The sequence below is a fragment of the Bacillus sp. P4_D3 genome, from assembly GCF_056401855.1.
In genome coordinates, this window is sequence record NZ_JBFUIN010001334.1 from 1 (window position 1) to 539 (window position 539).

The following is a 539-nucleotide window of genomic DNA, read 5'->3' on the forward strand; positions in this document are numbered from 1 at the left end:
CCCCAATTGTTAGACACAGTCTAACAATTGGAGGTGCACTTTTTTATGGCTAAATTTTCTTCACAAGACAAAATACAAGCAGTGCGACGGTATTTAGATGGGGCTGAAGGTGGAGGGACAATTGCTACATCTATAGGTGTTGATGCTAGTGAGCTCTATCAATGGATTAAACGATATGAATCTTTAGGTGAAAAAGCTTTTAAAAAACGATATACATCCTACTCTTCCGAGTATAAACTAGATGTACTTCATTATATGAATGAACAAGGGACATCTATCAGGGAAACAGCAGCGCTTTTCAATATTCCTTCTTGCGAAACACTTCGGAAATGGAAAGTAGCTTATGAAACAGGAGGATTGGATGCCCTACAATCAAAGAAAAAGGGGCGTCCATCCATGGAAAAGAAAAAAACAAGTACAACTAAAGGACAAAGTGTAGTTGACGGTTCAATAGAGGCACTACAAGCGGAAAATGAGCGTTTACGCATGGAAAATGCATATTTAAAAAAGTTGAATGCCTTAGTTCAAAACAAGGAAAA

At 37.8% G+C, this 539-nt stretch carries 1 pseudogene; it reads left to right on the plus strand.

Going from position 1 to position 539, the window contains the following annotated elements:
• Positions 1-45 precede the first annotated feature (45 nt).
• Positions 46-539, plus strand: a pseudogene (locus AC1DTM_RS31180) (helix-turn-helix domain-containing protein); the annotation flags it as partial.